The organism is Microbacterium sp. STN6, from assembly GCF_026410545.1.
Lineage (GTDB): Bacteria > Actinomycetota > Actinomycetes > Actinomycetales > Microbacteriaceae > Root112D2.
Genome location: NZ_JAPMIT010000004.1, coordinates 196,242 through 221,739, shown reverse-complemented (window position 1 = coordinate 221,739; position 25,498 = coordinate 196,242). Strand labels below are relative to the sequence as shown.

Genomic DNA, 25,498 nt, shown 5'->3' with positions numbered 1-25,498 from the left:
ATGCTCCATTTCATCAGTGGTACTGCTATCGGGTGAGTGCCGCACGCACGGCGGCGTGTGCTTCCTCCGCACTCGCGGCAGCGAGAGCGACGGACGACAGGTTCCTGGCCTCATCGAGCGAGACCGCGGCCAGCTGGGCGCGCACGTCGGCGAGCGCGGCCGGCGACATCGACAGGCTCGTCGCGCCGAGCCCCACGAGCACGACGGCCAGAAGCGGATCGGCGGCCGCCTCGCCGCAGATGCCGACGGGCTTGCCGAGCCGCGCACCCGCCGCACCGACCTCGGCGACGAGGCGCAGCACAGCCGGGTGCCAGGGGCTCTGGTACGACGAGACGGTGCCGAGCATCCGATCGGCGGCCATTGTGTACTGCGTGAGGTCGTTCGTGCCGATGCTCGCGAAGTCGCACACGGCGAGCACGCGCTCGGCCAGCAGCGCCGCCGCGGGGATCTCGATCATGACGCCCGCCGTCGCGAGGCCGAGCTCGTGGGCGAGGTCGGCGAAGTACGCGGCCTCCTCGACGGTGGCGACCATGGGGGCCATGACCTGCACGTCGGCCTCGTTCGCCGCCGCAGCCTCGGCCAGCGCCGTGAGCTGGTCGCGCAGAATCTGCTCGCTCGCCCGCAGGGACCGCAACCCGCGCAGGCCGAGAGCAGGGTTCTCCTCGTGCTGGTCGTTCAGGAACTTCAGGGGCTTGTCGGCCCCGGCGTCGAGGGCCCGCACGACGACCTTGCGGCCGCCGAACGCGGCGAGCACCTGGGAGTACTGCTCGCGCTGCGCCTCGACGCTCGGCGCCTCGGCGGCGTCGAGGAAGAGGAACTCGGTGCGGAACAGGCCGACACCCTCCGCACCCTTCGCCACCGCATCCGCCGCACCTGCCGCGCTGCCAAGGTTGGCCAGCAAGGGCACCGGCGTGCCGTCGGCGAGAGCGCCCGGTGTCACCGGCGCCTCGGCACGCGTGCGGCGCTCGGCGATGGCCCGCTCAGCCTCGTCGCGCCGCGCGTCGTCCGGGTCGACTGTGACCAGCCCGGCCGCGGCGTCGACGACCACGGTCGCGCCCTCCTCGATCTGCAGCGCGCCGGATGCGCCGACGACAGCGACGATCGACTTCTCCCGGGCGAGAATTGCGGTGTGCGAGGTCGGCCCGCCATCGCTCGTGACGAGCGCGAGCACCTTGTCGAGATCGAGCAGCGCGGTATCCGCCGGCGCCAGATCGCGGGCGACCAGCACGAACGGGGTCGGCGACTCGGGCACGCCGGGGGCCGGAACGCCGCACAGGCGCGCGATCACGCGCTGCGAGACGTCGTCGAGGTCGGTGGCTCGCTCGGCCATGTAGCCGCCGAGGCCGACGAGCATGTCGCGAAAGCCGGCGAACGCCTCGAACACGGCGCGCTCCGCCGTCGAGCCGCCCTCGATGCGCGCGTTGACATCCTCGAGCAGCGACGGGTCAGCGGCCATCATCGCCTGCGCCTCGAGCACCTCCTTGGCGGCACCGCCCGCCTCAAGACCCCGGGCGGTGATGTGCTCGCTCGTCTCGCTCAGCGCCGTCGCCGCCCTCGCCTTCTCCTCGTCGGCGTCGGCCGTGCGCGGCTCGTTCCGGGGCTCGGGCAGAGGCTCCGGCATCCGCAGTACCGGCCCGAGCGCAACGCCCGTGCCGATCCCTGATCCCTGGTAGTCCATTCTCACCGTCTCCGCTCGCGTCAGGCGTCGTGGTCGGTCGTGAGCAGACCGACCAGCTCGTCGAGAACCGCCTCGGCGTTTTCGCCGTCGGCGCTCAGGCGCACCTCGTCGTCCTTGTCGATGCCGAGGGAGATGACACCGAGGATGCTCGCGGCGTTGACCGCCTTCTCGCCCTTGCCGATCTCCACGGGCATACCCGCCCGCGCCACCGCCTGCGTGAACAGCGACGCAGGCCTCGCGTGCAGTCCGTGAGCGGATGCGATGCGAACCGTTCGTTCAGCCATGATGTACTCCCTCGTGTAGCCGGTATGGTGCAGCGTTTACCGTCTACTCTGCCCTGCTTGTGTGGTCGGGGCCGCTGGCGCGGTCGCCGTCGTCGTGGTTGTCACTGTTCTCGTCGTTGTCGTCGAGGTCGGCGCTCGCGATCAGTCCGTCCGCGATCGAGAGGGCCTCCTCGTCGCCGCCCGGCCCGTAGATGGTGGCCGGCAGCAGAGCCGTGTACGCGTGCCGCTCGTGCGCCCGCTCGGTGATCTCATCGAACTGTGCACCGAGCTGGGGCCCGACGAGCAGCACGTCGCCGTCGGCGAGCCTCAGCAGGTAGTCGGAGGCCGTCGCGGCCTGTGCGCTGAGGCTCAGATGCGCGGCACCGGCGCGTCGGTTGATGCGGTGGGCGAGGAACGTGCTTGACGCTCCGGCGCCACAGACGACGATGATCTTCGTCATGGGCGCCTCCTCGCGTTGATCGGTCATCTCATGATGCGTGAGGGTGCGGCGGCGTCTCCAACAGACCTTCTTCCGCACCCCCGGAAGGGGGTGTGCGGGCACGCCGGCGGCCCAACGTGGTTAACTCGTCGCAGGGAGAGCGATGAGCGACAGACATGACCGCCTGCTGGAGCACCTCTCGCAGGCCGACGGCTGGCTCACCGCTGCCGAGTTGGCTGGCCGGCTGGGCGTGACGACGCGCAGCGTGCGCAGCTACGTGACCGCGGTGAAGTCGATGGCCGCGCCGCTCGAGGTGATCGAGTCGTCGACGGAGGGCTACCGCCTCGACCGAGAGTCGTACGCGGCTTTCCTCGCACAGGCTTCTGGCCGAGAGGCCTCGCCTGATACACCGCAGGAGCGCATGTACCACCTGACGAGGCGGCTCGCTGACGCGCCCGAGGGCCTCGACGTGCACGACCTCTCGGACAGCCTGTTCGTGAGCGAGTCGACCATCGAGGCAGACCTGCGCAAGGTCAAAACCCTCGCCGAAGAGTGCCGTCTCTCGCTCGTGCGACACGGCAGCACCGTGACGCTCGCCGGCGGCGAGTACGACCTGCGGCGCATGCTGAGCCGCATCTTCCGGGACGAGAACGCGCAGCGCTTCGTTCGCCTCAGCAGCATTCAGGAGGAGTTCACCTCGGTCGACCTCGGCGCGTTCAAGACCGACCTCATGGCGATGCTCGACGAGAACGGCTACTTCGTCAACGAGTACGGCGTCGACAACGTGCTGCTGCACGTGGCCATCGCGGTCGACCGGGCAGCCATCGCGCCGTCAGGGCCGGGGCGACCTCGGGCGGAGGTGCCGCCGCGCGTGGTGGAGATCTCGGGGCAGCTCGAGGCGCTCATCCGCCGCCATTTCGCGGTGGAACTCAGCGGTGCCGACCTCGACTACCTGGCCATGCTGCTGACGACGCGGGTGGTGACGCCCGGGCACGGTGCACCGGTGCAAACCGTCGTCGACGAATACGTCACCCCGGAGCACCTTGGCGAGGTGCGGCGCATCGTGAAGCGCGTGAACGAGGAGTATCTCGTCGATCTCGACGACGAGGATTTCATGGTGCGGCTCTCGCTGCATGTCGCGAACCTCATCGCCCGCGCCAGGGACGACAGCTTCTCACGCAACCCGATGACGCGGTCGATCAAGACCGGTTTTCCCATGATCTACGAGCTCGCGGTCTTCATCGCGAGCGAGCTGCAGGGCTACGCGCACATTGATGTGAACGACGACGAGATCGCCTACATCGCCCTGCACGTCGGCTCGTACCTCGAGCGGCAGGCGCGGCGTCGCGAGCGTGTCACCTGCGCGATCGTGTGCCCCAACTACTACGACATGCACGTCGATCTTCGCCGGCGCATCGAGGAATCGCTCGGCGACGAGCTGCAGGTCGAGATCGTGATCACCCGCACCGACGTCGAGTGGGCGCAGCTGGCCGCAGACCTCGTGGTGACGACGCTGCCGGGGGCGCCGATGAGCGACCGGGTGGTGGTGATCCAGCCGTTCCTGACGCAGGCCGACGTCGAGGCGCTGCGCCGGGCCGCCGCACGTGTGCGGCGCATCCGTCACCGGGCCAGGATCAAGGAACAGCTGCTGCAGTTCTTCGACCCGTCGCTGTTCCTGCGCAACTTCCACGCGGAGGACGACGCCGCCATGATCCGTGCCTTGGGCGAGCGGATGCGCGTGGCCGGCATCGTCGATGATGCGTACATCGAGTCCGCGGTCGCCCGCGAGGCCCTCTCGTCGACCGCCTTCACGGACGACCTGGCCGTGCCGCATTCGATGACGATGACGGCGAGCCGCACCGCCATCGCGATCGTGGTGAACGAGCAGCCCATGCCGTGGGGCGAGAACCGCGTGCACGTGATCGCGCTCATCGCGTTCAGCGCGAGCGGGCGCAGCGCGTTCCAGGCGGTGTTCGACCAGTTCGTCGACGTGTTCTCGGACCGCGACGTGGTGCGGCGCATCATCGCGCGCGCGGTCGACTTCCCCACGTTCATCGAGGAGCTCGTGCGCGGCATCGACAGCTGAGCGCGCGGCCGGTCTCGCTACGCGCGTGCCACGCTACTCGACCACCGGGGTCGATCACTTTTCGCCGGTCGACTAGCTCGTGCCGCGAGCGCGTCGAGACCCGAGCGGTTAGGCCACGGGAACGGGCGTGATGCCGAACGGCGCGAGCCCCGCGGCGCCGCCGTCAGCCGCCGTGAGCACCCAGATGCCGTCCTTGTGCACGGCAACGCTGTGCTCCCAATGGGCGGCCGCGCCACCGTCGTCGGTCACGACGGTCCAACCGTCCTCGCGCACCGAGGTGTCCGGGCTGCCGATCACGATCATCGGCTCGATCGCCACCACGAGCCCGGGCCGCACCTCGGGCCCCTTCTGACGGACCCGGTAGTTGAACACGGGCGGGTCCTCGTGCATGCGCCGGCCGATGCCGTGCCCCACGTAATCGGTCAGGATCCCGTAGTCGGACTCGCCGCGCACGGAATCCTCGATCGCAGCGCCGACCTCATTCAGGTGCGAGGCGCGGGAGAGCGCGGCGATGCCATGCCACAGCGAGCGCTCGGTCACGTCGTTGAGACGGTTGCGCTCGGCGACGACCTGCGGATGCGCGGGGTCCGGCACGACGAAGGTGCGCGCCGCGTCGCCGTTCCAGCCCCCGAGGATCGCCCCGCTGTCGATCGAGACGATGTCGCCCGGCTCCAGCACGCGCTCGCCGGGGATGCCGTGCACGACCTCCTCGTTGACCGAGGCGCACACGGTGTGGTGGTAGCCGGGCTCGAGCATGAAGTTCGGTGCGCCGCCGCGGGAACGGATGGCCTGCTCGGCCAGCGCATCCAGCTCGGCCGTCGTGACCCCCGCGCGGATCGCCCCAGCCACCGCGTCAAGCGAGGCTGCCGTGGCCAGGCCCGGCTCGAGCATGAGGCGAAGCTGGGCGGGCGACTTGTAGATCGAGTGACGCAGGCTCACGACGCCCCTATCGCGTGGCGCCGATGCCACGCGCGGTAAGCGCGTCGGCGATGCGGCCCGAGACGTCATCGAGAGTGCCGAGACCGTTGACCTCGGCGAGCAGGCCGCGGGTGCGATAGACGTCGACGAGCGGCGCCGTCTCGCGGCGGTAGATGCCCTGCCGGTGCCGGATCGCCTCCTCGGTGTCGTCGGAGCGGCCCTGCTCGTGCGCCCGATGCGTGAGCCGACGAACCAGCTCGTCTTCGTCTGCCGTCAGCTGGATCACGAGGTCGAGTGCGGTTCCGGCCTTCTCGAGCAGCTGGTCGAGGAAGTGCACCTGCTCGAGTGTGCGCGGGTATCCGTCGAGCAGGAACCCCGTCTGGGCATCGGGCTGCTCGAGTCGCGAGGCCACGAGCGCGTTGGTCAGCTCATCCGGAACATAGTCGCCCGCGTCGACGATGGCCTTGACCTTGACGCCGAGTTCGGTCTGCTCCCTGATGTTCGTGCGGAAGATGTCGCCCGTCGAGATGCTCGGGATGCCGAGCAGGTCGGAGACCTTCGCCGCCTGGGTGCCCTTGCCTGCCCCCGGCGGACCGACGATCAGCAGGCGCGCGCCGCTTCGAGCGGCACTCATCGAAGCAGCCCCTCATAGTGCCGCTGTTGCAGCTGCGAATCGATCTGCTTCACGGTCTCGAGGCCGACACCGACGATGATCAGAATGGACGCGCCGCCGAACGGGAAGTTCTGGTTGGCGCCGATCATGACGAAGGCGATCAGTGGGATGAGCGCGATCAGGCCGAGGTAGATCGAGCCGGGCAGCGTGACCCGGGTGAGCACGTAGTCGAGGTACTCGGCCGTGGGTCGGCCCGCGCGGATTCCGGGAATGAAGCCGCCGTACTTCTTCATGTTGTCTGCGACCTCTTCTGGGTTGAAGGTGATCGCGACGTAGAAGTAGGTGAACCCGATGATCAGCAGGAAGTACAGCAGCATGTACATCGGGTGGTCGCCCTTGGTCAGGTAATCGTTGATCCACTGCACCCAGGGTGCGGGCGATCCCTTTGCGGGCTGGTTGAACTGGGCGATGAGCGCCGGCAGGTACAGCAGCGACGAGGCGAAGATGATGGGGATCACGCCCGCCATGTTCACCTTGATGGGAATGTACGTGTTGTTGCCGCCGTACGTTCGCCTGCCCACCATGCGTTTGGCATATTGCACGGGGATGCGCCGCTGCGACTGTTCGACGAAGACGACGAGGCCGACGACGATGAGGCCGATCGCGATGACCACGACCAGCACCTCGGGGCCCTGCACCTGCTCGATGGCCCAGAGCGAGGTGGGGAACTGCGCGGCGATCGACGTGAAGATCAGCAGCGACATGCCGTTGCCGATGCCCTTCTCGGTGACGAGCTCGCCCATCCACATGATGACGCCCGTACCCGCGGTCATCGTGATGACCATGAGGGTGACGGCGTACCAGGAGTTGTCGGTGATGAGGCCGCTGCAGACCTCCGAGTTGCTCGAGCCGAAGAGGGCGCCGCTGCGGGCGACCGTGATGAGGGTGGTCGACTGCAGGATGCCGAGCGCGATGGTGAGGTAGCGGGTGTACTGGGTCAGCGTGGACTGGCCGGCCTGGCCCTCTTTGTACAGGGTCTCGAAGTGCGGGATGACCACGCGCAGCAGCTGCACGATGATCGACGCAGTGATGTACGGCATGATGCCGAGCGCGAAGACGGAGAGTTTCAGCAGGGCGCCGCCGCTGAACAGGTTCACGAGCTGGTAGAGACCCGCCGTATCCTGCGAAGCGCTGAGGCAGGCCTGCACGTTCTGGAAGTCGACGAATGGCGTCGGAATGAAGGAGCCGAGGCGGAACAGGGCGATGACCAACAGCGTGAACCCGACCTTGCGGCGAAGATCGGGGGTGCGGAAGATCCGTACGACGGCGCTAAACAAAGGGCGTCCTGCTTTCCTTTAAGAAGTCAGTCGGGTGACCTGACGTGACGGCCACCCGACTGCACTACTTTACGGCGGCGACCGGAGGGGTTGCTCCGGCCACCGGTCGTGTCAAGTTCAGTTGACGGAACCGCCGGCGGCGACGATCTTCTGCTCCGCAGAGCCGGAGACCTTGTCGACCGCAACGTTCAGCTTAACGGCAATGTCGCCTGACCCGAGAACCTTGACCTTCTCGTTCTTGCGAACGGCGCCCTTCGCGACCAGGTCGCCCACCGTGACGTCGCCGCCATCGGGGTAGAGCTCCGCGAGCTTCTCGAGGTTCACGACCTGGTACTCCACGCGGAACGGGTTCTTGAAGCCGCGAAGCTTCGGCGAACGCATGTGGAACGGCAGCTGGCCACCCTGGAAGCCGGGGCGCACCTGGTAGCGCGCCTTGGTTCCCTTGGTTCCACGGCCGGCGGTCTTACCCTTCGAGCCCTCACCGCGTCCGACGCGGGTGCGCTCCTTCTTGGCGCCGGGCGCCGGGCGAAGGTGGTGCACCTTGAGCACGTGCTCACGGGTCCCCGCCTCGGGGTCGGGCGCCGTGGCGGCCTTCGACGCGGCCGGCTGAGAAGCGGCAGACGACGCGGATGCTGCGGCAGCATCCGTCTTCGTCGAGTCGCTCTTCTTCGCGGTCGCCTTCGCAGCGGTCGCCTTCGCAGTCGGAGCCTTCTCAGCGGCAGCCTTGGCCGGCGCCTTCTCGCTCGCGTCGGCCGCCTTGGCAGGCGCCTTCTTCGCGGCAGTCTTCGCCGGAGCCTTCTCGGCGGCGGCCTTGGTCGCCGGCGTCTTCTCGGCGGCGGCCTTGGCGGTCGTCTTCTTGGCGGCGGCGGGCTTGGTCGCAGCCTCTGCGGCGTCGACCTTCTTCTCGTCAGCCATTAGTCAATCTCCTCGACCTTCACCAGATGCGCGACGGTGTTGACGTATCCGCGGTTCTGCGGGTTGTCCTCGCGAACAACGACGTCGCCGATGCGCTTGAGCCCCAGGCTGCGAAGCGTGTCGCGCTGGTTCTGCTTCTCACTCACTTTGGACTTGATCTGGGTAACCTTCAGGCGCGCGGCCATCATGCACCTGCCTTCGCGGTTGCGGCGGCTTCGGCCGCCCGTGCCTCGGCCTGCAGCAGCTTGGCCGGTGCGACGCGGTCGTAGTCGAGACCACGACGGGCGGCGACGGCGCGGGGCTCTTCGAGCTGGCGCAGCGCCTCGACGGTCGCATGCACGATGTTGATCGTGTTCGACGAGCCGAGCGACTTGCTCAGCACGTCGTGGATGCCGGCGCACTCGAGCACGGCGCGCACGGGGCCACCGGCGATAACACCGGTACCTGCTGCGGCCGGGCGAAGCAGAACGACGCCGGCTGCCGCCTCACCCTGCACGGGGTGCGGGATGGTCTTTTCGACGCGCGGCACGCGGAAGAAGTTCTTCTTCGCCTCTTCGACGCCCTTCGAGATCGCCAGGGGCACCTCGCGGGCCTTGCCGTAGCCGACGCCGACCAGGCCGTTCCCGTCGCCGACGACGACGAGCGCGGTGAAGCTGAAGCGACGACCGCCCTTCACGACCTTCGACACGCGGTTGATCGTGACGACGCGCTCCAGGAACTGGCTCTTGTCTGCGTCACGACCGCCACGGTCGCGTCCCTGGTTGCGATCGCGACCGCCTCCGCGGCGACCGTCACGCGCCGAGTCGCGACTCGTCGTGTCGGTGCCCGCGGCGGTCTCCACCGGCTTCTCTGCAGTGGGCTGCTCTGCGGCCACGTCCTGCTCCTTCTTGGTTTCTTCGCTCACAGGTTCAATCCGCCCTCTCGAGCTCCCTCGGCGACAGCAGCCACGCGACCCGCGTACTTGCTGCCACCACGGTCAAATACGACGCCGTCGATGCCGGCTGCCTTCGCACGCTCGGCAACGATCTCGCCGACCCGGTGGGCCTTGGCGGTCTTGTCACCCTCGAAGCCGCGAAGCTCCGACTCCATGGTGGACGCGGATGCGAGGGTACGACCCTTGCTGTCGTCCACGACCTGGACGAAGACGTGGCGCGCCGAGCGGGTGACGACGAGGCGCGGACGCACCTCGGTGCCCACGACCTTCTTGCGAAGGCGGGCGTGCCTACGATCCCGCGCAGCGGACTTGCTCTTCCCTCTGGTTGCGAGAGCCATGATTACTTACCAGCCTTTCCGGCCTTGCGACGGACGACCTCGCCGGCGTAGCGCACACCCTTGCCCTTGTAGGGCTCGGGCTTGCGGATCTTGCGGATGTTGGCGGCAGCCTCTCCGACGGCCTGCTTGTCGATGCCGCTGACCATGAGCTTGTTGTTGCCCTCGACGGTCAGCGTGATACCTGCAGGTGGCTCGACGGTGACGGGGTGCGAGAAGCCGAGCGCGAACTCGACGCCGCTGCCCTTCTGCGCCACGCGGTAACCGGTGCCGACGATCTCCAGACCCTTCGAGTACCCCTCGGTCACACCGATGATCTGGTTGTTGATGAGCGTGCGGGTGAGCCCGTGCAGCGAGCGCGACTCGCGCTCGTCATCCGGCCTGGTGACGAGCACCTGGTTGTCGGCCAGCGCGACCTCGATGGGGCGCGCGACGGTGAGCGAGAGCTCACCCTTCGGGCCCTTGACGGTGACGGCCTGGCCGTCGATCTTCACATCGACTCCCGCGGGAATGTCGATGGGCAGTCTTCCAATACGCGACATGACGTGGTTACCACACGTAGGCGAGGACTTCCCCACCCACGCCCTTCTTCTCGGCCTCACGGTCGGTCAGCAGACCGGAGGAGGTGGACAGGATGGCAACGCCGAGGCCCCCGAGCACGCGGGGAAGCTCGGTCGAGCGTGCGTACACGCGCAGGCCGGGCTTGGAGACCCGCTTGATGCCGGCGATCGAACGCTCGCGGTCGGGGCCGAACTTGAGGTTCAGCGTGAGCGTCTTGCCGACCCTCGCGTCTGCCACCTCCCAGCCGGCGATGTAGCCCTCGGTCTTGAGGATCTCGGCGATGTTCGCCTTCAGCTTCGAGTGCGGCATGGAGACGCTCTCGTGGTGGGCCGAGTTGGCGTTGCGCAGTCTGGTCAGCATGTCTGCGACCGGATCTGTCATTGTCATGTGTTGTTTCCCTTGTTCATCAGGTTTCAGCAGCCGTTACACGAGTACTGACCGTCGATGGTTGGAGTGGGCGGATGCGCGCTCCGGTGATCGAGTGGGCCGCGAGCGGCCGTATCGAGATCTCTTCAGTTATGCGTTGTCGTTCGAGCGGAACGGGAAGCCGAGCGCCTTCAGCAGTGCGCGGCCCTCGTCGTCGGTGTTCGCCGTGGTCACGACCGTGATGTCGAAGCCGCGAACGCGGTCGATCCTGTCCTGGTCGATCTCGTGGAACACGCTCTGCTCGGTGAGACCGAACGTGTAGTTGCCGTTGCCGTCGAACTGCTTGTCGCTCAGGCCACGGAAGTCCCGAATTCGAGGCAGCGCGAGCGAGAGCAGGCGGTCGAGGAACTCCCACGCCCTGTCACCGCGGAGGGTGACGTGAGCGCCGATGGGCTGCCCCTCACGCAGCTTGAACTGCGCGATCGACTTGCGGGCCTTGGTGACCTGCGGCTTCTGGCCGGTGATCTTGGTGAGGTCGGCAACGGCGCCATCGATGATCTTGCCGTCGCGAGCCGCCTCGCCCACACCGGTGTTCACGACGACCTTGACCAGGCCGGGAACCTGGTGCACGTTCGTGAAGCCGAATTCCTTGGTCAGAGCCGGGACGATCTCGTTCTTGTACTTCTGCTTCAGGCGCGGCTGGATTTTGCCAGCCTGGGCGCTCGCAGTTGCAGTGTCCGTCATTACAGGTCCTTACCTGACTTCTTTGCGTAGCGAACGCGGACCGTCTTGCTGACGCCGTCCTTCACCACGGTCTCGTTGCGGAACCCGACGCGGGTCGGCTTCTTGGTCTCGGGGTCGACGAGCGCCACGTTGGAGATGTGAATCGGCGCCTCGCTGGTCTCGAGGCCGCCGGTCTTGGTGCCGCGCTGGGTCTGACCGACCTTGACGTGCTTCGTGATGAAGTTGACGCCCTCGACGAGCACGCGGTTCTTCTCGGTCTGCACCTCGATGACGCGACCCTGCTTGCCCTTGTCGCCGCCGCGCGCCTGCGAGGCGCCCGTGATGACCTGGACGAGGTCGCCCTTCTTGATGTTGTTCGCCATGACTTAGATAACCTCCGGTGCCAGCGAGATGATCTTCATGAACTTGCGGTCGCGCAGCTCACGGCCGACCGGCCCGAAGATGCGGGTACCGCGGGGGTCACCGTCGTTCTTCAGGATCACAGCGGCATTCTCGTCGAATTTGATGTATGAGCCGTCGGCGCGACGGGTCTGCTTGACCGTGCGCACGATGACGGCCTTGACGACGTCGCCCTTCTTGACGTTTCCGCCGGGGATCGCGTCTTTCACCGTGGCGACGATGACGTCACCCAGGCCCGCGTAGCGGCGGCCGGAACCACCGAGAACGCGGATCGTCAGGAGCTCCTTGGCGCCGGTGTTGTCGGCAACCTTGACTCTCGATTCCTGCTGAAGCATTTATCTGTCCTCTTCTGTAAGCAAGCCGTCGCGGCTTACTTGGCCTTCTCGAGAATCTCGACCAGGCGCCAGCGCTTCGTGGCGCTCAGCGGGCGCGTCTCGGCGATCACGACGAGGTCGCCGATGCCGGCGGTGTTGTTCTCGTCGTGCACCTTGCGCTTCTCGGTGCGGCGAATGACCTTGCCGTACAGCGGGTGCTTCACGCGGTCCTCGACCTCGACGACGATGGTCTTGTCCATCTTGTCGCTGACGACATAGCCGCGCTGGGTCTTGCGGTAGCCGCGGGCGAGCTCCTCGGTCGCTGAGCCGGCCGAAGCGGTCTTCGACCCGCTCTTCTTCGTCTCAGTAGCCATTACTTGCTCTCCTCCGTGGTCGCGTCCGTGGATTCGGCGACCGTCTCGACCGATGCGTCAGCGTCGGCCTTCTTGCTCTTCGTCGTCTTCGCCTTGGTCTTGGCCTTGGGCGCCTGACCCGAGACGGCCTCGGGCGTGGCACGGATGCCGAGCTCACGCTCGCGGATCACCGTGTAGATGCGGGCGATGTCTCGCTTGACCGCACGGAGGCGGCCGTGGCTCTCGAGCTGGCCGGTGGCCGACTGGAAGCGCAGGTTGAACAGCTCTTCCTTCGCCTTCCTCAGCTCTTCGGCGAGACGCTCATTTTCGAAAGTGTCGAGCTCAGCGGGTGCTAGCTCCTTGGAACCGATCGCCATTACGCGTCGCCCTCCTCGCGCTTGATGATGCGTGCCTTGAGGGGCAGCTTGTGGATTGCACGGGTGAGCGCTTCGCGAGCAACGGTCTCGTTGACGCCGCTGAGCTCGAAGAGCACGCGTCCCGGCTTGACGTTCGCGACCCACCACTCGGGCGAGCCCTTACCGCTACCCATGCGGGTCTCGGCGGGCTTCTTCGTGAGCGGACGGTCGGGGTAGATGTTGATCCACACCTTGCCGCCACGCTTGATGTGACGCGTCATGGCGATACGAGCGGACTCGATCTGACGGTTCGTCACATATGCGGGGGTGAGGGCCTGGATGCCGTACTCGCCGAAGCTGACCTTCGTGCCGCCGGTGGCCTGGCCACTGCGCCCCGGGTGGTGCTGCTTACGGTGCTTGACTCTGCGTGGAATCAACATGGTTATGCCTCAACTCCTGATGCGACGGGCGCAGCCTGCTCGGCCTTCGGCGCGGAGCCGCGGCCACGGCGGTCGCCATCGCGACGCTCGGGGCGGCTCGACCGTGCGCCGGCCTGCTCGCGAGCGAGTTCCTTGTTCGTGATGTCGCCCTTGTAGATCCAGACCTTCACGCCGATGCGGCCGAAGGTGGTCTTGGCCTCGTAGAAGCCGTAGTCGATGTTCGCGCGAAGCGTGTGCAGCGGCACACGGCCCTCACGGTAGAACTCGCTTCGGCTCATCTCGGCGCCGCCGAGGCGGCCGGAGACCTGGATGCGAACACCCTTGGCGCCGGCGCGCTGCGCGCCCTGCAAGCCCTTACGCATCGCGCGGCGGAAAGCCACACGTGCAGAGAGCTGCTCGGCGATGCCCTGGGCGACGAGCTGAGCGTCGGCCTCGGGGTTCTTGACCTCGAGGATGTTCAGCTGGATCTGCTTGCCCGTGAGCTTCTCGAGGTCGCCGCGAATGCGCTCGGCCTCGGCGCCGCGGCGCCCGATCACGATGCCGGGGCGTGCCGTGTGAATGTCCACGCGGACGCGGTCACGGGTGCGCTCGAGCTCGATACGCGAGACGCCGGCGCGGTCGAGAGAGGTCTCGAGCAGGCGGCGGATCTTGACATCCTCGGCCACATAGTCGGCGTAACGCTGACCGGCCTTGGTGCTGTCTGAGAACCAACGCGACACGTGGTCGGTGGTGATACCCAGACGGAAACCGTACGGATTGACTTTCTGGCCCATTAGTTCGTCCCCTCGTCAGGAGTTGCCAGCACAACGGTGATGTGGCTCGTGCGCTTCAGGATCTTGAAGGCACGGCCCTGGGCGCGCGGCTGGAAACGCTTGAGGGTCGTACCCTCGTCAACGAAAGCGCGGCTCACATAAAGGTCCTGCTCGTCCAGGAAGCTGTTCGACGCATCCGCCTTGACTCGCGCGTTGGCGATCGCGGAAGCGACCAGCTTGTAGACCGGCTCGCTCGCACCCTGCGGCGCGAACTTCAGGATGGCCAGGGCCTCCTGAGCCTGCTTGCCGCGGATCATGTTGACGACGCGACGAGCCTTCTGGGGGGTCACGCGGATGTGTCGCACGCGTGCGATCGACTCCACCATTTCTCTCCTCCTTCACGCCCCCGCGTCAGCGGCGGCGGCCCTTCTTGTCGTCCTTCACGTGTCCACGGAAGGTGCGGGTCGGCGCAAACTCGCCGAGCTTGTGCCCGACCATCGACTCGGTGACGAACACCGGGATGTGCTTGCGACCGTCGTGCACGGCGATCGTGTGGCCGAGCATGGCCGGAACGATCATCGAGCGGCGCGACCAGGTCTTGATCACGTTCTTGTTGTTGGCCTCGTTCGCCGTCACGACCTTGCGAAGCAGGTGGTCGTCGACGAAGGGGCCCTTCTTGAGACTGCGTGGCATCTTCTTCTCCTACTTACGCTTCTTGCCGACGGTACGGCGACGCACGATGAGCTTGTCGCTTTCCTTGTTCGGGTGACGGGTGCGGCCTTCCTTCTGACCCCAGGGGCTGACGGGGTGACGACCACCGGACGTCTTACCCTCACCACCACCGTGCGGGTGGTCGACCGGGTTCATCACGACACCACGAACGGTCGGGCGGATGCCCTTCCATCGGTTGCGGCCGGCCTTGCCCCAGTTGATGTTCGACTGCTCCGCGTTGCCGACCTCGCCGATAGTGGCGCGGCAGCGCGCATCCACGTTGCGAATCTCGCCCGAGGGCAGACGCAGCTGGGCGTACGGGCCGTCCTTCGCCACGAGGCGAACGGATGCGCCGGCCGAGCGCGCCAGCTTGGCGCCCCCGCCCGGCTTCAGCTCGATCGCGTGCACGACCGTACCGGTGGGGATGTTCTTCAGCGGCAGGTTGTTGCCCGGCTTGATGTCGGCACCGGCACCCGACTCCACGACGTCGCCCTGCTTGAGCTTCTCGGGAGCGAGGATGTAACGCTTCGTGCCGTCCACGAAGTGGAGCAGCGCGATGCGTGCGGTGCGGTTGGGGTCGTACTCGATGTGCGCGACCTTGGCGTTGACGCCGTCCTTGTCATTGCGACGGAAGTCGATGACGCGGTACTGGCGCTTGTGGCCACCACCGATGTGACGCGTCGTGATGCGGCCCTGGTTGTTGCGGCCACCGGTCTTCGACAGCGGGCGGAGCAGCGACTTCTCCGGGGTCGAGCGCGTGATCTCTGCGAAGTCCGCAACAGACGCACCGCGGCGACCCGGGGTCGTGGGCTTGTACTTACGAATAGCCATTTCTTATTCCTCTAATCCGCTCGCGCTCAGCCGACGGCCGTGAAGATGTCGATGGAGCCGGACTTCAGCGTCACGATGGCGCGCTTCGTGTCCTTGCGCTTGCCGATGCCGAACTTGGTGCGGCGGGTCTTGCCCTGACGGTTCAGGGTGTTGACCGATGCGACCTCGACCTTGAAGATCTTCTCGATGGCGAGCTTGATCTCGGTCTTGTTCGAGCGGGGGTCGACGACGAAGGTGTACTTGCCCTCGTCGATCAGGCCGTAGCTCTTCTCGGAGACGACGGGCGCGATGATGACGTCGCGGGGATCCTTGTTGATCGAACTCATGCGTCGACCTCCTCAGCTTCGTTCTGGGTCGCGGTTGCCTTGACCGACTTGCCCTTGGCGGGGCCCGCGACGAAGGTGTCGAACGCGGCCTTGGTGAAGACGATGTCGTCGGAGACGAGAACGTCGTACGCGTTCAGCTGGTCAGCCGGCAGCACATGCACGGTGGGGATGTTGCGCACGCTCTTGCGGCCGATTTCGTCGCTGCGCTCGATGACGACGAGCACGTGCTTCGAGCTCGCGACCGAGCTGAGCAGCTCGAGCGTGGCCTTCGTCGACGGCGTCTCGCCGGTAGCGAGGGCCGAGACGACGTGCACGCGGCCGCCACGAGCACGGTCGGAGAGGGCACCACGCAGAGCGGCGGCGATCATCTTCTTGGGGGTGCGCTGGTCATAGCTGCGGGGCGTCGGGCCGTGCACGATGCCACCGCCGGTCATCTGAGGGGCGCGGATCGAACCCTGACGGGCGCGACCGGTTCCCTTCTGCTTGAACGGCTTGCGGCCGGCGCCGGAAACCTCGCCACGACCCTTGGTGCTGTGCGTGCCCTGGCGCGCTGCGGCGAGCTGGGCGACGACGACCTGGTGGATCAGCGGGATGTTGGTCTGGGCGTCGAACAGCTCAGCGGGCAGCTCGACCGAACCGGCCTTCTTGCCCTGAGCGTCGACGATGTCGAGAGTGGCAGCCATGAGCTACGCCCCCTTCACTGCGTTGCGGACGAAAACGATGCGGCCGCGGGCACCGGGAACGGCGCCCTTGACCAGCAGCAGGCCCTTCTCGGCGTCGATCGCCTGCACGGTCAGGTTGAGCACGGTGACGCGCTCCCCGCCCATGCGACCCGCCATGCGCATGCCCTTGAAGACACGGCTGGGGGTGGACGATGCGCCGATGGAACCCGGCTTGCGGTGGTTGCGGTGCGCACCGTGGGACGCCGAGACGCCCTTGAAGTTGTGGCGCTTCATGACGCCCGCGAAGCCCTTGCCCTTGGAGGTGCCGACGACGTCGACACGAGCGCCGGGCTCGAAGACGCTGTCGGCGGTGAGCTCCTGGCCGGGGGCGTAGTCGCCGGCATCCGCAGTACGGATCTCAGTGAGGTGACGACGCGGCGTCACGCCTGCCTTGTCGAAGTGGCCCGACGACGGCTTGTTCACCTTGCGGGGGTCGATCTGGCCGTACGCGATCTGCACGGCGTTGTAGCCGTCGACCTCGGGGGTGCGGATCTGCGTGACGACGTTCGTGCCGACCTGGATGACGGTGACGGGAACGAGCTTGTTGTTCTCGTCCCACACCTGGGTCATGCCGAGCTTCGTGCCGAGCAGACCCTTGGACGTCTTGGTCTCAGTAGTAGACATGGATTACCTCTGCCTCAATCCAGCTCAGAGCTTGATCTCGATGTTGACGTCGGCGGGGAGGTCGAGTCGCATGAGCGAGTCGACGGCCTTCGGCGTCGGATCGATGATGTCGATCAGCCTCTTGTGGGTGCGCATCTCGAAGTGCTCCCGGCTGTCCTTGTACTTGTGAGGCGAACGGATGACACACACCACGTTCTTCTCGGTCGGAAGCGGCACCGGCCCCACCACGGTCGCGCCGGCACGGGTCACCGTGTCGACGATCTTGCGTGCGGAGGTGTCGATGACCTCGTGGTCATACGACTTAAGCCGAATGCGGATCTTCTGTCCCGCCATGTCGAACTCACTCTCTGTTTCTGGCGTCGTACGGCCGGTGTGGCCGCATTGGACGCGTGCGTTACGAAAACGCTGGTCACCCCAGTTGTCGCACCGCTGTTCTTCTATCAATTCCGTTGGAGCACAGGACTCTTCGCGATCACGATCACGAGGATTCCGGCGGCTCCGCCGGACCGACCCCCGCGCTCGGGCGTGTCGCCCGCGCACAAGGCAGCGAAAACCTAGGTCTTCTCTGATTGTCGATTAAGCTTTTCTCCCACCGCTGCCATGGCTGCAGGGGATCCAAAGTGCTCTGCTGCCCGCGGCCTAACCTGAACCTCGTGAGAATGAACTCGCGAACGAATTGATTCTGTGGGAGCGGCTATGCACTGCCTGGCAGTGATTCGAGCGCGGCACGCAGGGCATGCTCGGCACGAAATGTTGAACTCATCGAGTTTGCCACAATCTTGAGGCGTCTGCAACCCGGGCGTGTCGCGCGCGAAGGGGCCGGGCGCAGTGCCCGGCCCCTTCTGTTCAGAGCGATCGTCCGACCTCGTCCGCCCTGGTCTTAAGCCGCGGCTCTGCCGCGGTCATCCGCCCCTCGCTATGAGCGCTCGCGAAGGCGACGGCGTCGCACCCAGATGCTCATGAGCACACCGGTGAGCAGCAGGAATCCTGCCACGGCCAGGCCGGGAGTGTCGTCTGAACCCGTCACCGCGAGCGCGGTCACGTGCCCGGCCGTGTGGTACCGCGGGGGCATGGGGTCACAGTTGGGCGAGGGCGGTGGATAGGTGATGGTGGCGCCGGTCGTTGGGTTGATTCGCACCTCGACCACGGCGTTGTTGCGCAGGTTGTAGAACGGCGTCGATGGGTCGAGCACCCACTGGCCGGTCGACAGCTGGCGCCAGCCTGGCCATGCCGTGGGGTTGCCGTTGGCGTCCACCGCCGCGCCCGGCCACAGCTGGGTGCCGCTGATGGTCTCGCCACTCGTCCAGCCTGCAGGGACCGGCACGTAGTTCACCTGCTCAGCCCCATTCGCCAGCAGCGCCGCCTTATTCGACGCGTCGATGCTCGGATCGCGGTGTGCGTAACCGTCGGTTGTCCACCAGATGATCGCGACGGTCGGCAGCGTGGCCATGTTGTACGGCGTGAGCGAGTACCGCACGACCGGGGCGTCGGCCAGGCAGATCGCGTCTGCCGTGACGGCCACCGACTTCACCTTGGTTCGGTCGGTCGAGCAGTTGTCACGCAGGTCGGAATCGGCGTTGCTGCTCTTGACGCACGCGGTGTTCTCGATGTCCGGGAAAGGCACGTCGCCACCGGAACGCGAGAGGGTGCCGACCTTCACCGTGTAGCTGATCTCGGCCGTGGCGCCCGCGGCGAAGTTGCCCGCGTACGTGGCCGTCATGACGCCGGCGACGACCTGCGCACTCCACCCCGTCGGAGCGGTGATGGCGCCATCGAGGCCGAGTCCGGCAGGCAGCGGGTCGCTCACGGTCACGCCGGTCGCGGCATCCGCACCATTGTTCTCGATGGTCAGACGGTAGAGGAGCGTGCTGCCTTCACCAGAATCGACCGCGTCGCCCAGCACGGGGTCGTGCGTCTTGACGATGCTCAGGTTGACCAGCGGAACGCGATGCACCGTATCGCAGCGCGGGTTCGTGGAGTTGTCGGGCAGGCCCGTCGAGTAGCTGGGGCAGAAGCCGCCGAGGCTCGGGGTGACGACGTTGCGGAGGCCGACGCCGGCGGCATCCTTATCGATGACGACCGAGTAGCTGATGTCGGCCGAGTCGCCCGATGCCAGGTTTCCGATGGACCACGTGAGGTGGTTGGTCGCCGTGTCGAAGGCGAGGCCTGCGGGAAGCGGCGAGACGAGCGCGGCGTGTGCGAGCACATTGCTGAGGTCGTCGGTCGCTATGGCGCCCGTGACCGTACCGGCGGAGCTGTTGTCAGCGTGCAGCGTGTACGTCACCGTCTCTCCCGGCTGCACGAGGCTGCCGGTCACGGGGTTCGATGTCTTCGACAGGTTCCACTTCGGGGTGAGGTGGTCGGTGACGCAGACGCCGACGCAGGTTCCGCCCGGCGGAACGATCAGGGCGTTCCTGATATCGACACCGTATGCGCCCTTGTTCACACGCATCGTGTACACGAGCGTCTGGGTCGTGGAGAAGTCGGTGACGGTCCACAGCAGGTTGTTGCCACTGAAGGCGTACGTGCCGTTCGATGCGAGCGGAACGCCGTCCATGGCCGCTGAGGTGAATGCCTTCGAGAGGTCGTCGGTGAGCACGAGTGACGCCGGCGTCGAGCCGCCTGTGTGGGTGAGCGTCAGCGTGTACGTGATCGTGTCACCGGGAACGACGGTTGATCCCGCTGGCGGGTTGCTCGACTTGGAGACGGTCCAGGAGGCGGGCGTGCTCTTCACGTTGGTGATGGTGCAGGTGATGTTCTGCCCGCCGCCAACAGCGAGGGAGAAGCCGTTGAGACCGACGTTCGTCACGGTGGGCTGGAACGAATTGCCGCGACACTGCGCGTTCTCACCAGTCTTCAGGGGTTTCACGGCGTAGCCGGAGCGCGCGGTCTCCGCGATCGTCACGGTGCTCGTGGCGCCGTTGGTGACCGGCACGGAGAACGAGGCCGTGCCCGAGGCATCCGTGTTCAGGCTCTGGTTGTCGGCCGGTGCAGTCGCATTGAGGGTGAACTGCCAGCCGGCGAGCTCGGACGACAGCGTCGCACCCGACTCGTCAACGACGTTCTTGACGATCGTGATCGTGGAGGACATGGTGCCGCCCTGGTAGCCACCCTGGCCGGAGGTGCCGGGGCTGGGCGGTGCGGTGCTCGTGAGCGCCTGACGGGTGGACGTGAGGGCCGAGTCCACATGAGGGGGTGTGCTCGCCGCATCCGCACCTGAGGTGTCTGTGCCCGGCGCAGGGGGCTGCGAGGCGGACGGAGCGGGCGTCGACGTGGGCTGGGCGTCGCCCGGCGGCGTCGTTGCGGGCGCACTTGAGGTAGTGGACTGCTCAGGGGCGGCAGGGTCAGCGGATGCCGGTGCGGGTGCGAAGCCCGTGAGGGCGACGCCGACGATGAGTGTAGGGGCGAGGACGCGTGCGGTGTACCGGGTGAGCCTGTTGAAGGGGCCGGAGCGGTCGTGCCGTGCTGCGCGGAACGCAGCGAATAGTGTTTTCTTGAGACTTCGCATGTTGGTCGGAACTCCTTTTCAGGCGCGACGTCATGCCTCTTCGGGTAATGAGGCTTCCTCAGTTTGCCACAACCCTGTGCAAAAGTCTCTACTTATTGAGTTTTTCTCATTCTATGTGAAGGGGCGCATCGGCTGACTGGCGGGGCCTCGGCGTGTCGGGAGGTCTCGATACGCGCTTCGCGCTACTCGACCGGCGGGGGCGCCGCGCGACGCGCTACTCGACCGGCGGGGGCGCCGCGCTTCGCGCTACTCGGCCGGCGGGGGCGGCGCGCGACGCGCTCCTCGACCGGCGGGGCGGCGTTAACAGCAGAAGGGCCGGGATGAACCCGGCCCTTCCGTTCACGATGAGGCTCTGCACATCGCGGTGCGTGGCGCTGCCACGCGAGGTACTACTTGATGACCTTGGTCACCGTTCCGGCGCCGACGGTGCGGCCACCCTCGCGGATGGCGAAGCCGAGGCCCTCCTCCATGGCGATCGGCTGGATGAGCTCGACCGTCATGTCGGTGGTGTCGCCGGGCATGACCATCTCGGTGCCCTCGGGCAGCGTGATGACGCCGGTGACGTCGGTGGTGCGGAAGTAGAACTGCGGACGGTAGTTCGCGTAGAACGGGTTGTGACGCCCACCCTCATCCTTGGACAGGATGTACGCGGTGCCCTCGAAGTTCGTGTGCGGCGTAACCGAACCCGGCTTCACGACCACCTGGCCGCGCTCCACGTCTTCACGCTTCGTGCCACGGAGCAGGAGACCACAGTTCTCGCCCGCCCACGCCTCGTCGAGCTGCTTGTGGAACATCTCGATACCGGTGACCGTGGTCTTCTGCGTCGGGCGGATGCCGACGATCTCGACCTCGGAGTTGATGGCGAGGGTTCCACGCTCGGCGCGGCCCGTGACGACGGTTCCACGACCGGTGATCGTGAAGACGTCCTCGATGGGCATGAGGAACGGCTTGTCCTTGTCGCGCACAGGGTCGGGGATCGACTCGTCGACGGCTTCCATGAGCTCAACGATGCTGTTGACCCACTTCTCGTCGCCCTCGAGAGCCTTCAGGCCCGAGACGCGCACCACGGGAGCGTTGTCACCGTCGAAGTCCTGGCTGGAGAGCAGCTCACGGACCTCGAGCTCGACGAGCTCCAGGATCTCCTCGTCGTCGACCATGTCGGACTTGTTCAGCGCGACCAGCAGGTAGGGAACGCCGACCTGCTTGGCGAGCAGCACGTGCTCGCGCGTCTGCGCCATCGGGCCGTCGGTGGCGGCGACCACGAGGATCGCGCCGTCCATCTGTGCGGCACCGGTGATCATGTTCTTGATGTAGTCGGCGTGACCCGGGGCGTCGACGTGCGCGTAGTGGCGCTTCGGCGTCTCGTACTCGACGTGCGAGATGTTGATCGTGATGCCGCGCTGGCGCTCCTCGGGTGCGGAGTCGATCGAGGCGAAGTCGCGCTGCACGTTGACGGCCGACGGGTACTTGTCAGCAAGCACCTTCGAGATCGCGGCGGTGAGCGTGGTCTTGCCGTGGTCGACGTGACCGATCGTTCCGATGTTTACGTGCGGCTTGGTCCGCTCGAACTTGGCCTTGGCCACTGTGGGTCCTCCTCAGGACTCGGTTGCAGGCATCCGAAGATGTGCCGGATGCATACGGATGGAGTGTTTTCCTATGTTACGCGACCCGGGCGGGACGCGTATTTTCGGGCGTTATTCGCCCTTGTTCTTCTGGACGATCTCGTCGGCGACAGCCTTCGGGACCTCCGCGTAGCTCTCGAATGACATCGAGTACACCGCGCGCCCGGAGGTCTTGGACCTCAGGTCGCCGATGTAGCCGAACATCTCCGACAGCGGGACGTGCGCGCGGATCACCTTGACCCCGCTGGCGTCCTCCATGGACTGGATCTGGCCGCGGCGCGAGTTCAGGTCGCCGATGACGTCACCCATGTATTCCTCAGGGGTGCGCACCTCGACGGCCATCAACGGCTCGAGCAGAACCGGGTTCGCCTTGCGAGCAGCCTCTTTATAGGCCATCGAGCCGGCGATCTTGAAGGCCATCTCCGAAGAGTCGACCTCGTGGTAGGCGCCGTCAAGCAGGGACGCCTTCACGCCCACCGTCGGGTACCCGGCGAGAACACCGACCTGCATGGCATCCTGGATGCCCGCATCCACCGACGGAATGTACTCGCGCGGGACGCGACCACCGGTGACCTTGTTCTCGAATTCGTACGACTTCTCAGCCGTGACCTCCATCGGCGTCAGCGCGATCTGCACCTTTGCGAACTGACCGGAACCACCGGTCTGCTTCTTGTGGGTGTAGTCGTGCTTCTCGACCGTGCGCTTGAGCGTCTCGCGGTAGGCGACCTGCGGCTTGCCGACGTTCGCCTCAACGTGGAACTCGCGCTTCATGCGGTCCACGAGGATGTCGAGGTGGAGCTCGCCCATGCCGCCGATGACGGTCTGGCCGGTCTCCTGGTCGAGCTCGACGCGGAACGTCGGGTCCTCCTCGGCCAGCTTCTGGATAGCCGTGCCGAGCTTCTCCTGGTCGGCCTTCGTCTTCGGCTCGATGGCGACCTTCAGCACAGGCTCGGGGAACGTCATGGACTCGAGCACGATCTGCTGGTTCGGGTCGCACAGCGTGTCGCCGGTCGTGGTGTCCTTCAGACCGATGACGGCGTAGATGTGCCCGGCCGTGACCGAGTCGACGGGGATCTCCTTGTTGGCGTGCATCTGGAAGATCTTGCCGATGCGCTCCTTCTTGCCCTTGGTCGAGTTGATGACCTGGGCGCCGGAGTCGATGTGGCCCGAGTACACGCGAACGTAGGTGAGGCGGCCGAAGAACGGGTGCACCGCGACCTTGAACGCGAGCGCCGAGAACGGCTCGTTGCGGTCGGCGTGACGCTCAAGCACAACCTCGGGGTCGCGCACGTCGTGGCCCTGGATCGACGGCACGTCGGCCGGCGACGGAAGGAAGTCGACGACGGCATCGAGCATGGGCTGCACGCCGCGGTTCTTGAAGGCGGAGCCACACAGAACCGGGTAGATCTCGTTGTTGACCGTGAGCTTGCGGATCGCGCCCTTGATCTCATCGAGCGTGAGCTCCTCACCGCTGAAGAACTTCTCCAGCAGCTCGTCACTCGTCTCCGCAACGGTCTCGAGCAGCGCGTTGCGATACTCCTCGGCCTTCTCCTTGAGCTCAGCCGGGATCTCCTGGATCTCGTACTTGGCGCCCATCGTCACGTCACCCTTGGCGTCGCCCGGCCAGACCAGGGCGCGCATAGTGAGCAGGTCGACGACACCGACGAAGTCGCTCTCGGAACCGATCGGCAGCTGCAGAACGAGCGGCTTGGCACCGAGGCGCTTGATGATGGTGTCGACCGTGAAGTAGAAGTCAGCGCCCAACTTGTCCATCTTGTTGATGAAGCAGATGCGCGGCACGTTGTACTTGTCGGCCTGTCGCCACACGGTCTCGGACTGGGGCTCGACGCCCTCCTTGCCGTCGAACACGGCGACCGCGCCGTCGAGCACGCGGAGCGAGCGCTCTACCTCGACGGTGAAGTCGACGTGGCCCGGGGTGTCGATGATGTTGATCTGGTTGTTGTTCCAGAAGCAGGTCACGGCGGCAGACGTGATGGTGATGCCGCGCTCCTTCTCCTGCTCCATCCAGTCTGTGGTCGAGGCGCCGTCGTGCGTCTCGCCAATCTTGTGGTTGACGCCCGTGTAGAAAAGGATGCGCTCGGTCGTCGTCGTCTTACCAGCATCGATATGCGCCATGATGCCGATATTGCGGACCTTTTTCAGGTCTGTGAGCACGTCTTGTGCCACGGGGTTCCTCCGAAAGGGGTTGTATGTGAGTTCTTTGCCGGTTGAGGAGCGCGAAGCGCGTCTCGAAGCCCAGCACGGGTTTCGAGACGGTCGCTTCGCGACCTCCTCAACCAGCGGACAAGAGTTGATCTACCAGCGGTAGTGCGCGAATGCCTTGTTCGACTCGGCCATCTTGTGCGTGTCTTCGCGGCGCTTGACCGCGGCGCCCAGACCGTTCGACGCGTCGAGGATCTCGTTGGTGAGACGCTCGGTCATGGTCTTCTCGCGACGCCCCTTGGCGTAGCTGGTCAGCCAGCGCAGCGCAAGCGTGTTGGCGCGGTGCGGCTTGACCTCGACGGGCACCTGGTAGGTCGAACCACCGACACGGCGCGAGCGGACCTCGAGCGTGGGGCGCACGTTGTCGAGCGCCTTCTTGAGGGTGGCCACGGCATCCTGACCGTTCTTGGCGGCGACTCCGGCGAGTGCATCGTAGACGATGCGCTCGGCGAGGCCCTTCTTGCCGTCCTGAAGGATCTTGTTGACGAGCTGGCTGACGATGGGAGCACCGTATACCGGGTCGGCGACCACGGGGCGCTTGGGAGCGGGACCCTTGCGAGGCATTACTTCTTCTCCTTCTTGGCGCCGTAGCGGCTGCGGGCCTGCTGACGGTTCTTCACGGCCTGGGTGTCGAGGGCACCACGGACGATCTTGTAACGCACGCCGGGGAGATCCTTCACACGCCCGCCGCGCACGAGCACCATCGAGTGCTCCTGCAGGTTGTGGCCCTCGCCGGGAATGTAGGCGGTGACCTCGGTGCCGTTGGAGAGCTTGACACGGGCGACCTTGCGCAGAGCCGAGTTCGGCTTCTTGGGCGTGGTCGTGTAGACGCGGGTGCACACTCCGCGCTGCTGCGGGTTGGCCTTCAGGGCGGGCGCCTTGGTCTTCGTGACCTTGGGGCTACGGCCCTTCCGAACCAACTGCTGAATTGTTGGCACTGAATTGCTCCTTATATGTACTGCACGGTGACAGGTGTTGCTGTGTTGCTTTGTGCTCGAGAGCCGAGGCGCACGAGCTCAAACTGAACCCACCGGCGTACACAGGAAAGGAATTCATGAGTTCGCTGGCAGATATGCCGTGGGGGCGGAATGAACAGCCCTACATGGATCAGTGCGTATACGCGCACTC

The 25,498-nt window shown here is 66.2% G+C and carries 32 protein-coding genes; 1 reads left to right on the top strand and 31 read right to left on the bottom strand.

Going from position 1 to position 25,498, the window contains the following annotated elements; genetic code table 11:
- Window positions 1-25: 25 nt before the first annotated feature.
- The 3 genes from ptsP to OSC27_RS13210 are packed head-to-tail and all read right to left on the bottom strand — an operon-like array spanning window position 26 to window position 2,401.
- On the bottom strand, window positions 26-1,678 hold the full coding sequence (ptsP, locus tag OSC27_RS13220; RefSeq protein WP_267181939.1) for a phosphoenolpyruvate--protein phosphotransferase: 1,653 nt from the start codon (window positions 1,676-1,678) through the stop codon (window positions 26-28).
- Between the two features lie 20 nt (window positions 1,679-1,698).
- Window positions 1,699-1,962, bottom strand: coding sequence for an HPr family phosphocarrier protein (locus OSC27_RS13215; RefSeq protein WP_267181938.1), 264 nt, complete (start codon window positions 1,960-1,962; stop codon window positions 1,699-1,701).
- 43 nt (window positions 1,963-2,005) lie between these two features.
- Window positions 2,006-2,401, bottom strand: a complete 396-nt coding sequence (locus tag OSC27_RS13210; RefSeq protein WP_267181937.1) for a PTS sugar transporter subunit IIB — start codon at window positions 2,399-2,401, stop codon at window positions 2,006-2,008.
- A 142-nt stretch (window positions 2,402-2,543) separates the two neighbouring features.
- Between OSC27_RS13210 and OSC27_RS13205 the strand changes: the two genes are divergently transcribed.
- Window positions 2,544-4,466, top strand: coding sequence for a BglG family transcription antiterminator (locus OSC27_RS13205; RefSeq protein ID WP_267181936.1), 1,923 nt, complete (start codon window positions 2,544-2,546; stop codon window positions 4,464-4,466).
- A 108-nt stretch (window positions 4,467-4,574) separates the two neighbouring features.
- On the opposite strand, the gene map is transcribed toward OSC27_RS13205, so the two are convergent.
- From map to rpsL, 28 genes are all read right to left on the bottom strand, one after another.
- Window positions 4,575-5,405, bottom strand: a complete 831-nt coding sequence (gene map / locus OSC27_RS13200) for a type I methionyl aminopeptidase (RefSeq protein ID WP_267181935.1) — start codon at window positions 5,403-5,405, stop codon at window positions 4,575-4,577.
- 7 nt (window positions 5,406-5,412) lie between these two features.
- Window positions 5,413-6,018 (bottom strand): adenylate kinase, encoded by a 606-nt coding sequence (locus tag OSC27_RS13195; protein ID WP_267181934.1) that lies wholly within the window; start codon window positions 6,016-6,018, stop codon window positions 5,413-5,415.
- On the bottom strand, window positions 6,015-7,334 hold the full coding sequence (gene secY, locus OSC27_RS13190) for a preprotein translocase subunit SecY (RefSeq protein WP_267181933.1): 1,320 nt from the start codon (window positions 7,332-7,334) through the stop codon (window positions 6,015-6,017). The genes OSC27_RS13195 and secY overlap by 4 nt, the downstream gene beginning before the upstream one ends.
- A 117-nt stretch (window positions 7,335-7,451) precedes the next feature.
- The gene (gene rplO / locus OSC27_RS13185; protein ID WP_267181932.1) at window positions 7,452-8,249 is read right to left on the bottom strand and encodes a 50S ribosomal protein L15; all 798 of its coding nucleotides are present in this window, start codon (window positions 8,247-8,249) and stop codon (window positions 7,452-7,454) included.
- The gene (gene rpmD / locus OSC27_RS13180; RefSeq protein WP_267182178.1) at window positions 8,249-8,434 is read right to left on the bottom strand and encodes a 50S ribosomal protein L30; all 186 of its coding nucleotides are present in this window, start codon (window positions 8,432-8,434) and stop codon (window positions 8,249-8,251) included. Before rpmD ends, rplO begins: the two co-directional genes overlap by 1 nt.
- Window positions 8,434-9,153 carry a 30S ribosomal protein S5 gene (rpsE, locus tag OSC27_RS13175; RefSeq protein ID WP_323374128.1) on the bottom strand — a complete coding sequence of 240 codons (720 nt, stop codon included), beginning with the start codon at window positions 9,151-9,153 and terminating at the stop codon, window positions 8,434-8,436. Before rpsE ends, rpmD begins: the two co-directional genes overlap by 1 nt.
- Window positions 9,150-9,521 (bottom strand): 50S ribosomal protein L18, encoded by a 372-nt coding sequence (rplR, locus tag OSC27_RS13170; RefSeq protein ID WP_267181931.1) that lies wholly within the window; start codon window positions 9,519-9,521, stop codon window positions 9,150-9,152. Before rplR ends, rpsE begins: the two co-directional genes overlap by 4 nt.
- Before the next feature lie 2 nt (window positions 9,522-9,523).
- The gene (gene rplF, locus OSC27_RS13165; protein ID WP_267181930.1) at window positions 9,524-10,060 is read right to left on the bottom strand and encodes a 50S ribosomal protein L6; all 537 of its coding nucleotides are present in this window, start codon (window positions 10,058-10,060) and stop codon (window positions 9,524-9,526) included.
- Window positions 10,061-10,067: 7 nt separating this feature from the next.
- Window positions 10,068-10,466: a 30S ribosomal protein S8 gene (gene rpsH / locus OSC27_RS13160; protein WP_267181929.1), complete on the bottom strand. Its 399-nt coding sequence runs from the start codon at window positions 10,464-10,466 to the stop codon at window positions 10,068-10,070.
- A 129-nt stretch (window positions 10,467-10,595) separates the two neighbouring features.
- Complete coding sequence (gene rplE, locus OSC27_RS13155) at window positions 10,596-11,189, bottom strand: 50S ribosomal protein L5 (RefSeq protein ID WP_267181928.1); 594 nt, start codon at window positions 11,187-11,189, stop codon at window positions 10,596-10,598.
- A complete protein-coding gene (gene rplX / locus OSC27_RS13150) occupies window positions 11,189-11,551 on the bottom strand; it encodes a 50S ribosomal protein L24 (protein ID WP_267181927.1) in 363 nt (120 codons plus the stop codon). The genes rplE and rplX overlap by 1 nt, the downstream gene beginning before the upstream one ends.
- 3 nt (window positions 11,552-11,554) lie before the next feature.
- On the bottom strand, window positions 11,555-11,923 hold the full coding sequence (gene rplN, locus OSC27_RS13145) for a 50S ribosomal protein L14 (protein WP_267181926.1): 369 nt from the start codon (window positions 11,921-11,923) through the stop codon (window positions 11,555-11,557).
- A gap of 35 nt (window positions 11,924-11,958) precedes the next feature.
- The gene (gene rpsQ, locus OSC27_RS13140; protein ID WP_267181925.1) at window positions 11,959-12,276 is read right to left on the bottom strand and encodes a 30S ribosomal protein S17; all 318 of its coding nucleotides are present in this window, start codon (window positions 12,274-12,276) and stop codon (window positions 11,959-11,961) included.
- The gene (rpmC, locus tag OSC27_RS13135; RefSeq protein WP_267181924.1) at window positions 12,276-12,632 is read right to left on the bottom strand and encodes a 50S ribosomal protein L29; all 357 of its coding nucleotides are present in this window, start codon (window positions 12,630-12,632) and stop codon (window positions 12,276-12,278) included. Before rpmC ends, rpsQ begins: the two co-directional genes overlap by 1 nt.
- Window positions 12,632-13,051 carry a 50S ribosomal protein L16 gene (rplP, locus tag OSC27_RS13130; protein WP_267181923.1) on the bottom strand — a complete coding sequence of 140 codons (420 nt, stop codon included), beginning with the start codon at window positions 13,049-13,051 and terminating at the stop codon, window positions 12,632-12,634. Before rplP ends, rpmC begins: the two co-directional genes overlap by 1 nt.
- A gap of 2 nt (window positions 13,052-13,053) precedes the next feature.
- A complete protein-coding gene (gene rpsC / locus OSC27_RS13125) occupies window positions 13,054-13,824 on the bottom strand; it encodes a 30S ribosomal protein S3 (RefSeq protein WP_267181922.1) in 771 nt (256 codons plus the stop codon).
- Window positions 13,824-14,189, bottom strand: coding sequence for a 50S ribosomal protein L22 (rplV, locus tag OSC27_RS13120; RefSeq protein WP_267181921.1), 366 nt, complete (start codon window positions 14,187-14,189; stop codon window positions 13,824-13,826). The genes rpsC and rplV overlap by 1 nt, the downstream gene beginning before the upstream one ends.
- A 25-nt stretch (window positions 14,190-14,214) precedes the next feature.
- Entirely contained in the window at window positions 14,215-14,496 is a 282-nt protein-coding gene (rpsS, locus tag OSC27_RS13115; protein ID WP_267181920.1) for a 30S ribosomal protein S19, read from the bottom strand.
- 9 nt (window positions 14,497-14,505) lie between these two features.
- Window positions 14,506-15,345: a 50S ribosomal protein L2 gene (gene rplB, locus OSC27_RS13110; protein WP_267181919.1), complete on the bottom strand. Its 840-nt coding sequence runs from the start codon at window positions 15,343-15,345 to the stop codon at window positions 14,506-14,508.
- 26 nt (window positions 15,346-15,371) lie between these two features.
- Complete coding sequence (gene rplW, locus OSC27_RS13105) at window positions 15,372-15,671, bottom strand: 50S ribosomal protein L23 (RefSeq protein WP_267181918.1); 300 nt, start codon at window positions 15,669-15,671, stop codon at window positions 15,372-15,374.
- The gene (gene rplD, locus OSC27_RS13100; protein ID WP_267181917.1) at window positions 15,668-16,354 is read right to left on the bottom strand and encodes a 50S ribosomal protein L4; all 687 of its coding nucleotides are present in this window, start codon (window positions 16,352-16,354) and stop codon (window positions 15,668-15,670) included. The genes rplW and rplD overlap by 4 nt, the downstream gene beginning before the upstream one ends.
- Window positions 16,355-16,357: 3 nt before the next feature.
- Window positions 16,358-17,017, bottom strand: a complete 660-nt coding sequence (gene rplC, locus OSC27_RS13095; RefSeq protein WP_267181916.1) for a 50S ribosomal protein L3 — start codon at window positions 17,015-17,017, stop codon at window positions 16,358-16,360.
- Between the two features lie 24 nt (window positions 17,018-17,041).
- Window positions 17,042-17,350, bottom strand: a complete 309-nt coding sequence (gene rpsJ / locus OSC27_RS13090) for a 30S ribosomal protein S10 (RefSeq protein ID WP_005050520.1) — start codon at window positions 17,348-17,350, stop codon at window positions 17,042-17,044.
- A 583-nt stretch (window positions 17,351-17,933) separates the two neighbouring features.
- Window positions 17,934-20,525, bottom strand: a complete 2,592-nt coding sequence (locus OSC27_RS13085) for an LPXTG cell wall anchor domain-containing protein (protein WP_267181914.1) — start codon at window positions 20,523-20,525, stop codon at window positions 17,934-17,936.
- 389 nt (window positions 20,526-20,914) lie between these two features.
- Window positions 20,915-22,108, bottom strand: a complete 1,194-nt coding sequence (gene tuf / locus OSC27_RS13080) for an elongation factor Tu (RefSeq protein WP_267181913.1) — start codon at window positions 22,106-22,108, stop codon at window positions 20,915-20,917.
- A 111-nt stretch (window positions 22,109-22,219) separates the two neighbouring features.
- Complete coding sequence (gene fusA, locus OSC27_RS13075) at window positions 22,220-24,334, bottom strand: elongation factor G (protein ID WP_323374110.1); 2,115 nt, start codon at window positions 24,332-24,334, stop codon at window positions 22,220-22,222.
- 129 nt (window positions 24,335-24,463) lie between these two features.
- A complete protein-coding gene (rpsG, locus tag OSC27_RS13070; RefSeq protein WP_267181912.1) occupies window positions 24,464-24,934 on the bottom strand; it encodes a 30S ribosomal protein S7 in 471 nt (156 codons plus the stop codon).
- Complete coding sequence (gene rpsL, locus OSC27_RS13065; protein WP_086991139.1) at window positions 24,934-25,308, bottom strand: 30S ribosomal protein S12; 375 nt, start codon at window positions 25,306-25,308, stop codon at window positions 24,934-24,936. The genes rpsG and rpsL overlap by 1 nt, the downstream gene beginning before the upstream one ends.
- Window positions 25,309-25,498: the final 190 nt, after the last annotated feature.

Excerpts from the sequence above, each read along its gene's own strand:
- OSC27_RS13210 (WP_267181937.1), bottom strand. The coding sequence starts at position 2,401 with ATGACGAAGATCATCGTCGTCTGTGGCGCCGGAGCGTCAAGCACGTTC.
- rplP (WP_267181923.1), bottom strand. The coding sequence starts at position 13,051 with ATGTTGATTCCACGCAGAGTCAAGCACCGTAAGCAGCACCACCCGGGG.
- rplV (WP_267181921.1), bottom strand. The coding sequence starts at position 14,189 with ATGGTGGAGTCGATCGCACGCGTGCGACACATCCGCGTGACCCCCCAG.
- rplO (WP_267181932.1), bottom strand. The coding sequence starts at position 8,249 with ATGGCTGACGAGAAGAAGGTCGACGCCGCAGAGGCTGCGACCAAGCCC.
- rplB (WP_267181919.1), bottom strand. The coding sequence starts at position 15,345 with ATGGCTATTCGTAAGTACAAGCCCACGACCCCGGGTCGCCGCGGTGCG.
- rpsS (WP_267181920.1), bottom strand. The coding sequence starts at position 14,496 with ATGCCACGCAGTCTCAAGAAGGGCCCCTTCGTCGACGACCACCTGCTT.
- rpsJ (WP_005050520.1), bottom strand. The coding sequence starts at position 17,350 with ATGGCGGGACAGAAGATCCGCATTCGGCTTAAGTCGTATGACCACGAG.
- rpsH (WP_267181929.1), bottom strand. The coding sequence starts at position 10,466 with ATGACAATGACAGATCCGGTCGCAGACATGCTGACCAGACTGCGCAAC.
- rplX (WP_267181927.1), bottom strand. The coding sequence starts at position 11,551 with ATGGCGAACAACATCAAGAAGGGCGACCTCGTCCAGGTCATCACGGGC.
- rplW (WP_267181918.1), bottom strand. The coding sequence starts at position 15,671 with ATGAGTTCGATCAACAAGGATCCCCGCGACGTCATCATCGCGCCCGTC.
- rpsC (WP_267181922.1), bottom strand. The coding sequence starts at position 13,824 with ATGGGCCAGAAAGTCAATCCGTACGGTTTCCGTCTGGGTATCACCACC.
- OSC27_RS13195 (WP_267181934.1), bottom strand. The coding sequence starts at position 6,018 with ATGAGTGCCGCTCGAAGCGGCGCGCGCCTGCTGATCGTCGGTCCGCCG.
- OSC27_RS13215 (WP_267181938.1), bottom strand. The coding sequence starts at position 1,962 with ATGGCTGAACGAACGGTTCGCATCGCATCCGCTCACGGACTGCACGCG.
- OSC27_RS13205 (WP_267181936.1), top strand. The coding sequence starts at position 2,544 with ATGAGCGACAGACATGACCGCCTGCTGGAGCACCTCTCGCAGGCCGAC.
- rplE (WP_267181928.1), bottom strand. The coding sequence starts at position 11,189 with ATGACGGACACTGCAACTGCGAGCGCCCAGGCTGGCAAAATCCAGCCG.
- rplD (WP_267181917.1), bottom strand. The coding sequence starts at position 16,354 with ATGGCTGCCACTCTCGACATCGTCGACGCTCAGGGCAAGAAGGCCGGT.
- rplF (WP_267181930.1), bottom strand. The coding sequence starts at position 10,060 with ATGTCGCGTATTGGAAGACTGCCCATCGACATTCCCGCGGGAGTCGAT.
- rpsQ (WP_267181925.1), bottom strand. The coding sequence starts at position 12,276 with ATGGCTACTGAGACGAAGAAGAGCGGGTCGAAGACCGCTTCGGCCGGC.
- rplN (WP_267181926.1), bottom strand. The coding sequence starts at position 11,923 with ATGCTTCAGCAGGAATCGAGAGTCAAGGTTGCCGACAACACCGGCGCC.
- rpmD (WP_267182178.1), bottom strand. The coding sequence starts at position 8,434 with ATGGCCGCGCGCCTGAAGGTTACCCAGATCAAGTCCAAAGTGAGTGAG.
- ptsP (WP_267181939.1), bottom strand. The coding sequence starts at position 1,678 with ATGGACTACCAGGGATCAGGGATCGGCACGGGCGTTGCGCTCGGGCCG.
- OSC27_RS13085 (WP_267181914.1), bottom strand. The coding sequence starts at position 20,525 with ATGCGAAGTCTCAAGAAAACACTATTCGCTGCGTTCCGCGCAGCACGG.
- rpmC (WP_267181924.1), bottom strand. The coding sequence starts at position 12,632 with ATGGCGATCGGTTCCAAGGAGCTAGCACCCGCTGAGCTCGACACTTTC.
- rplR (WP_267181931.1), bottom strand. The coding sequence starts at position 9,521 with ATGGCTCTCGCAACCAGAGGGAAGAGCAAGTCCGCTGCGCGGGATCGT.
- rplC (WP_267181916.1), bottom strand. The coding sequence starts at position 17,017 with ATGTCTACTACTGAGACCAAGACGTCCAAGGGTCTGCTCGGCACGAAG.
- rpsG (WP_267181912.1), bottom strand. The coding sequence starts at position 24,934 with ATGCCTCGCAAGGGTCCCGCTCCCAAGCGCCCCGTGGTCGCCGACCCG.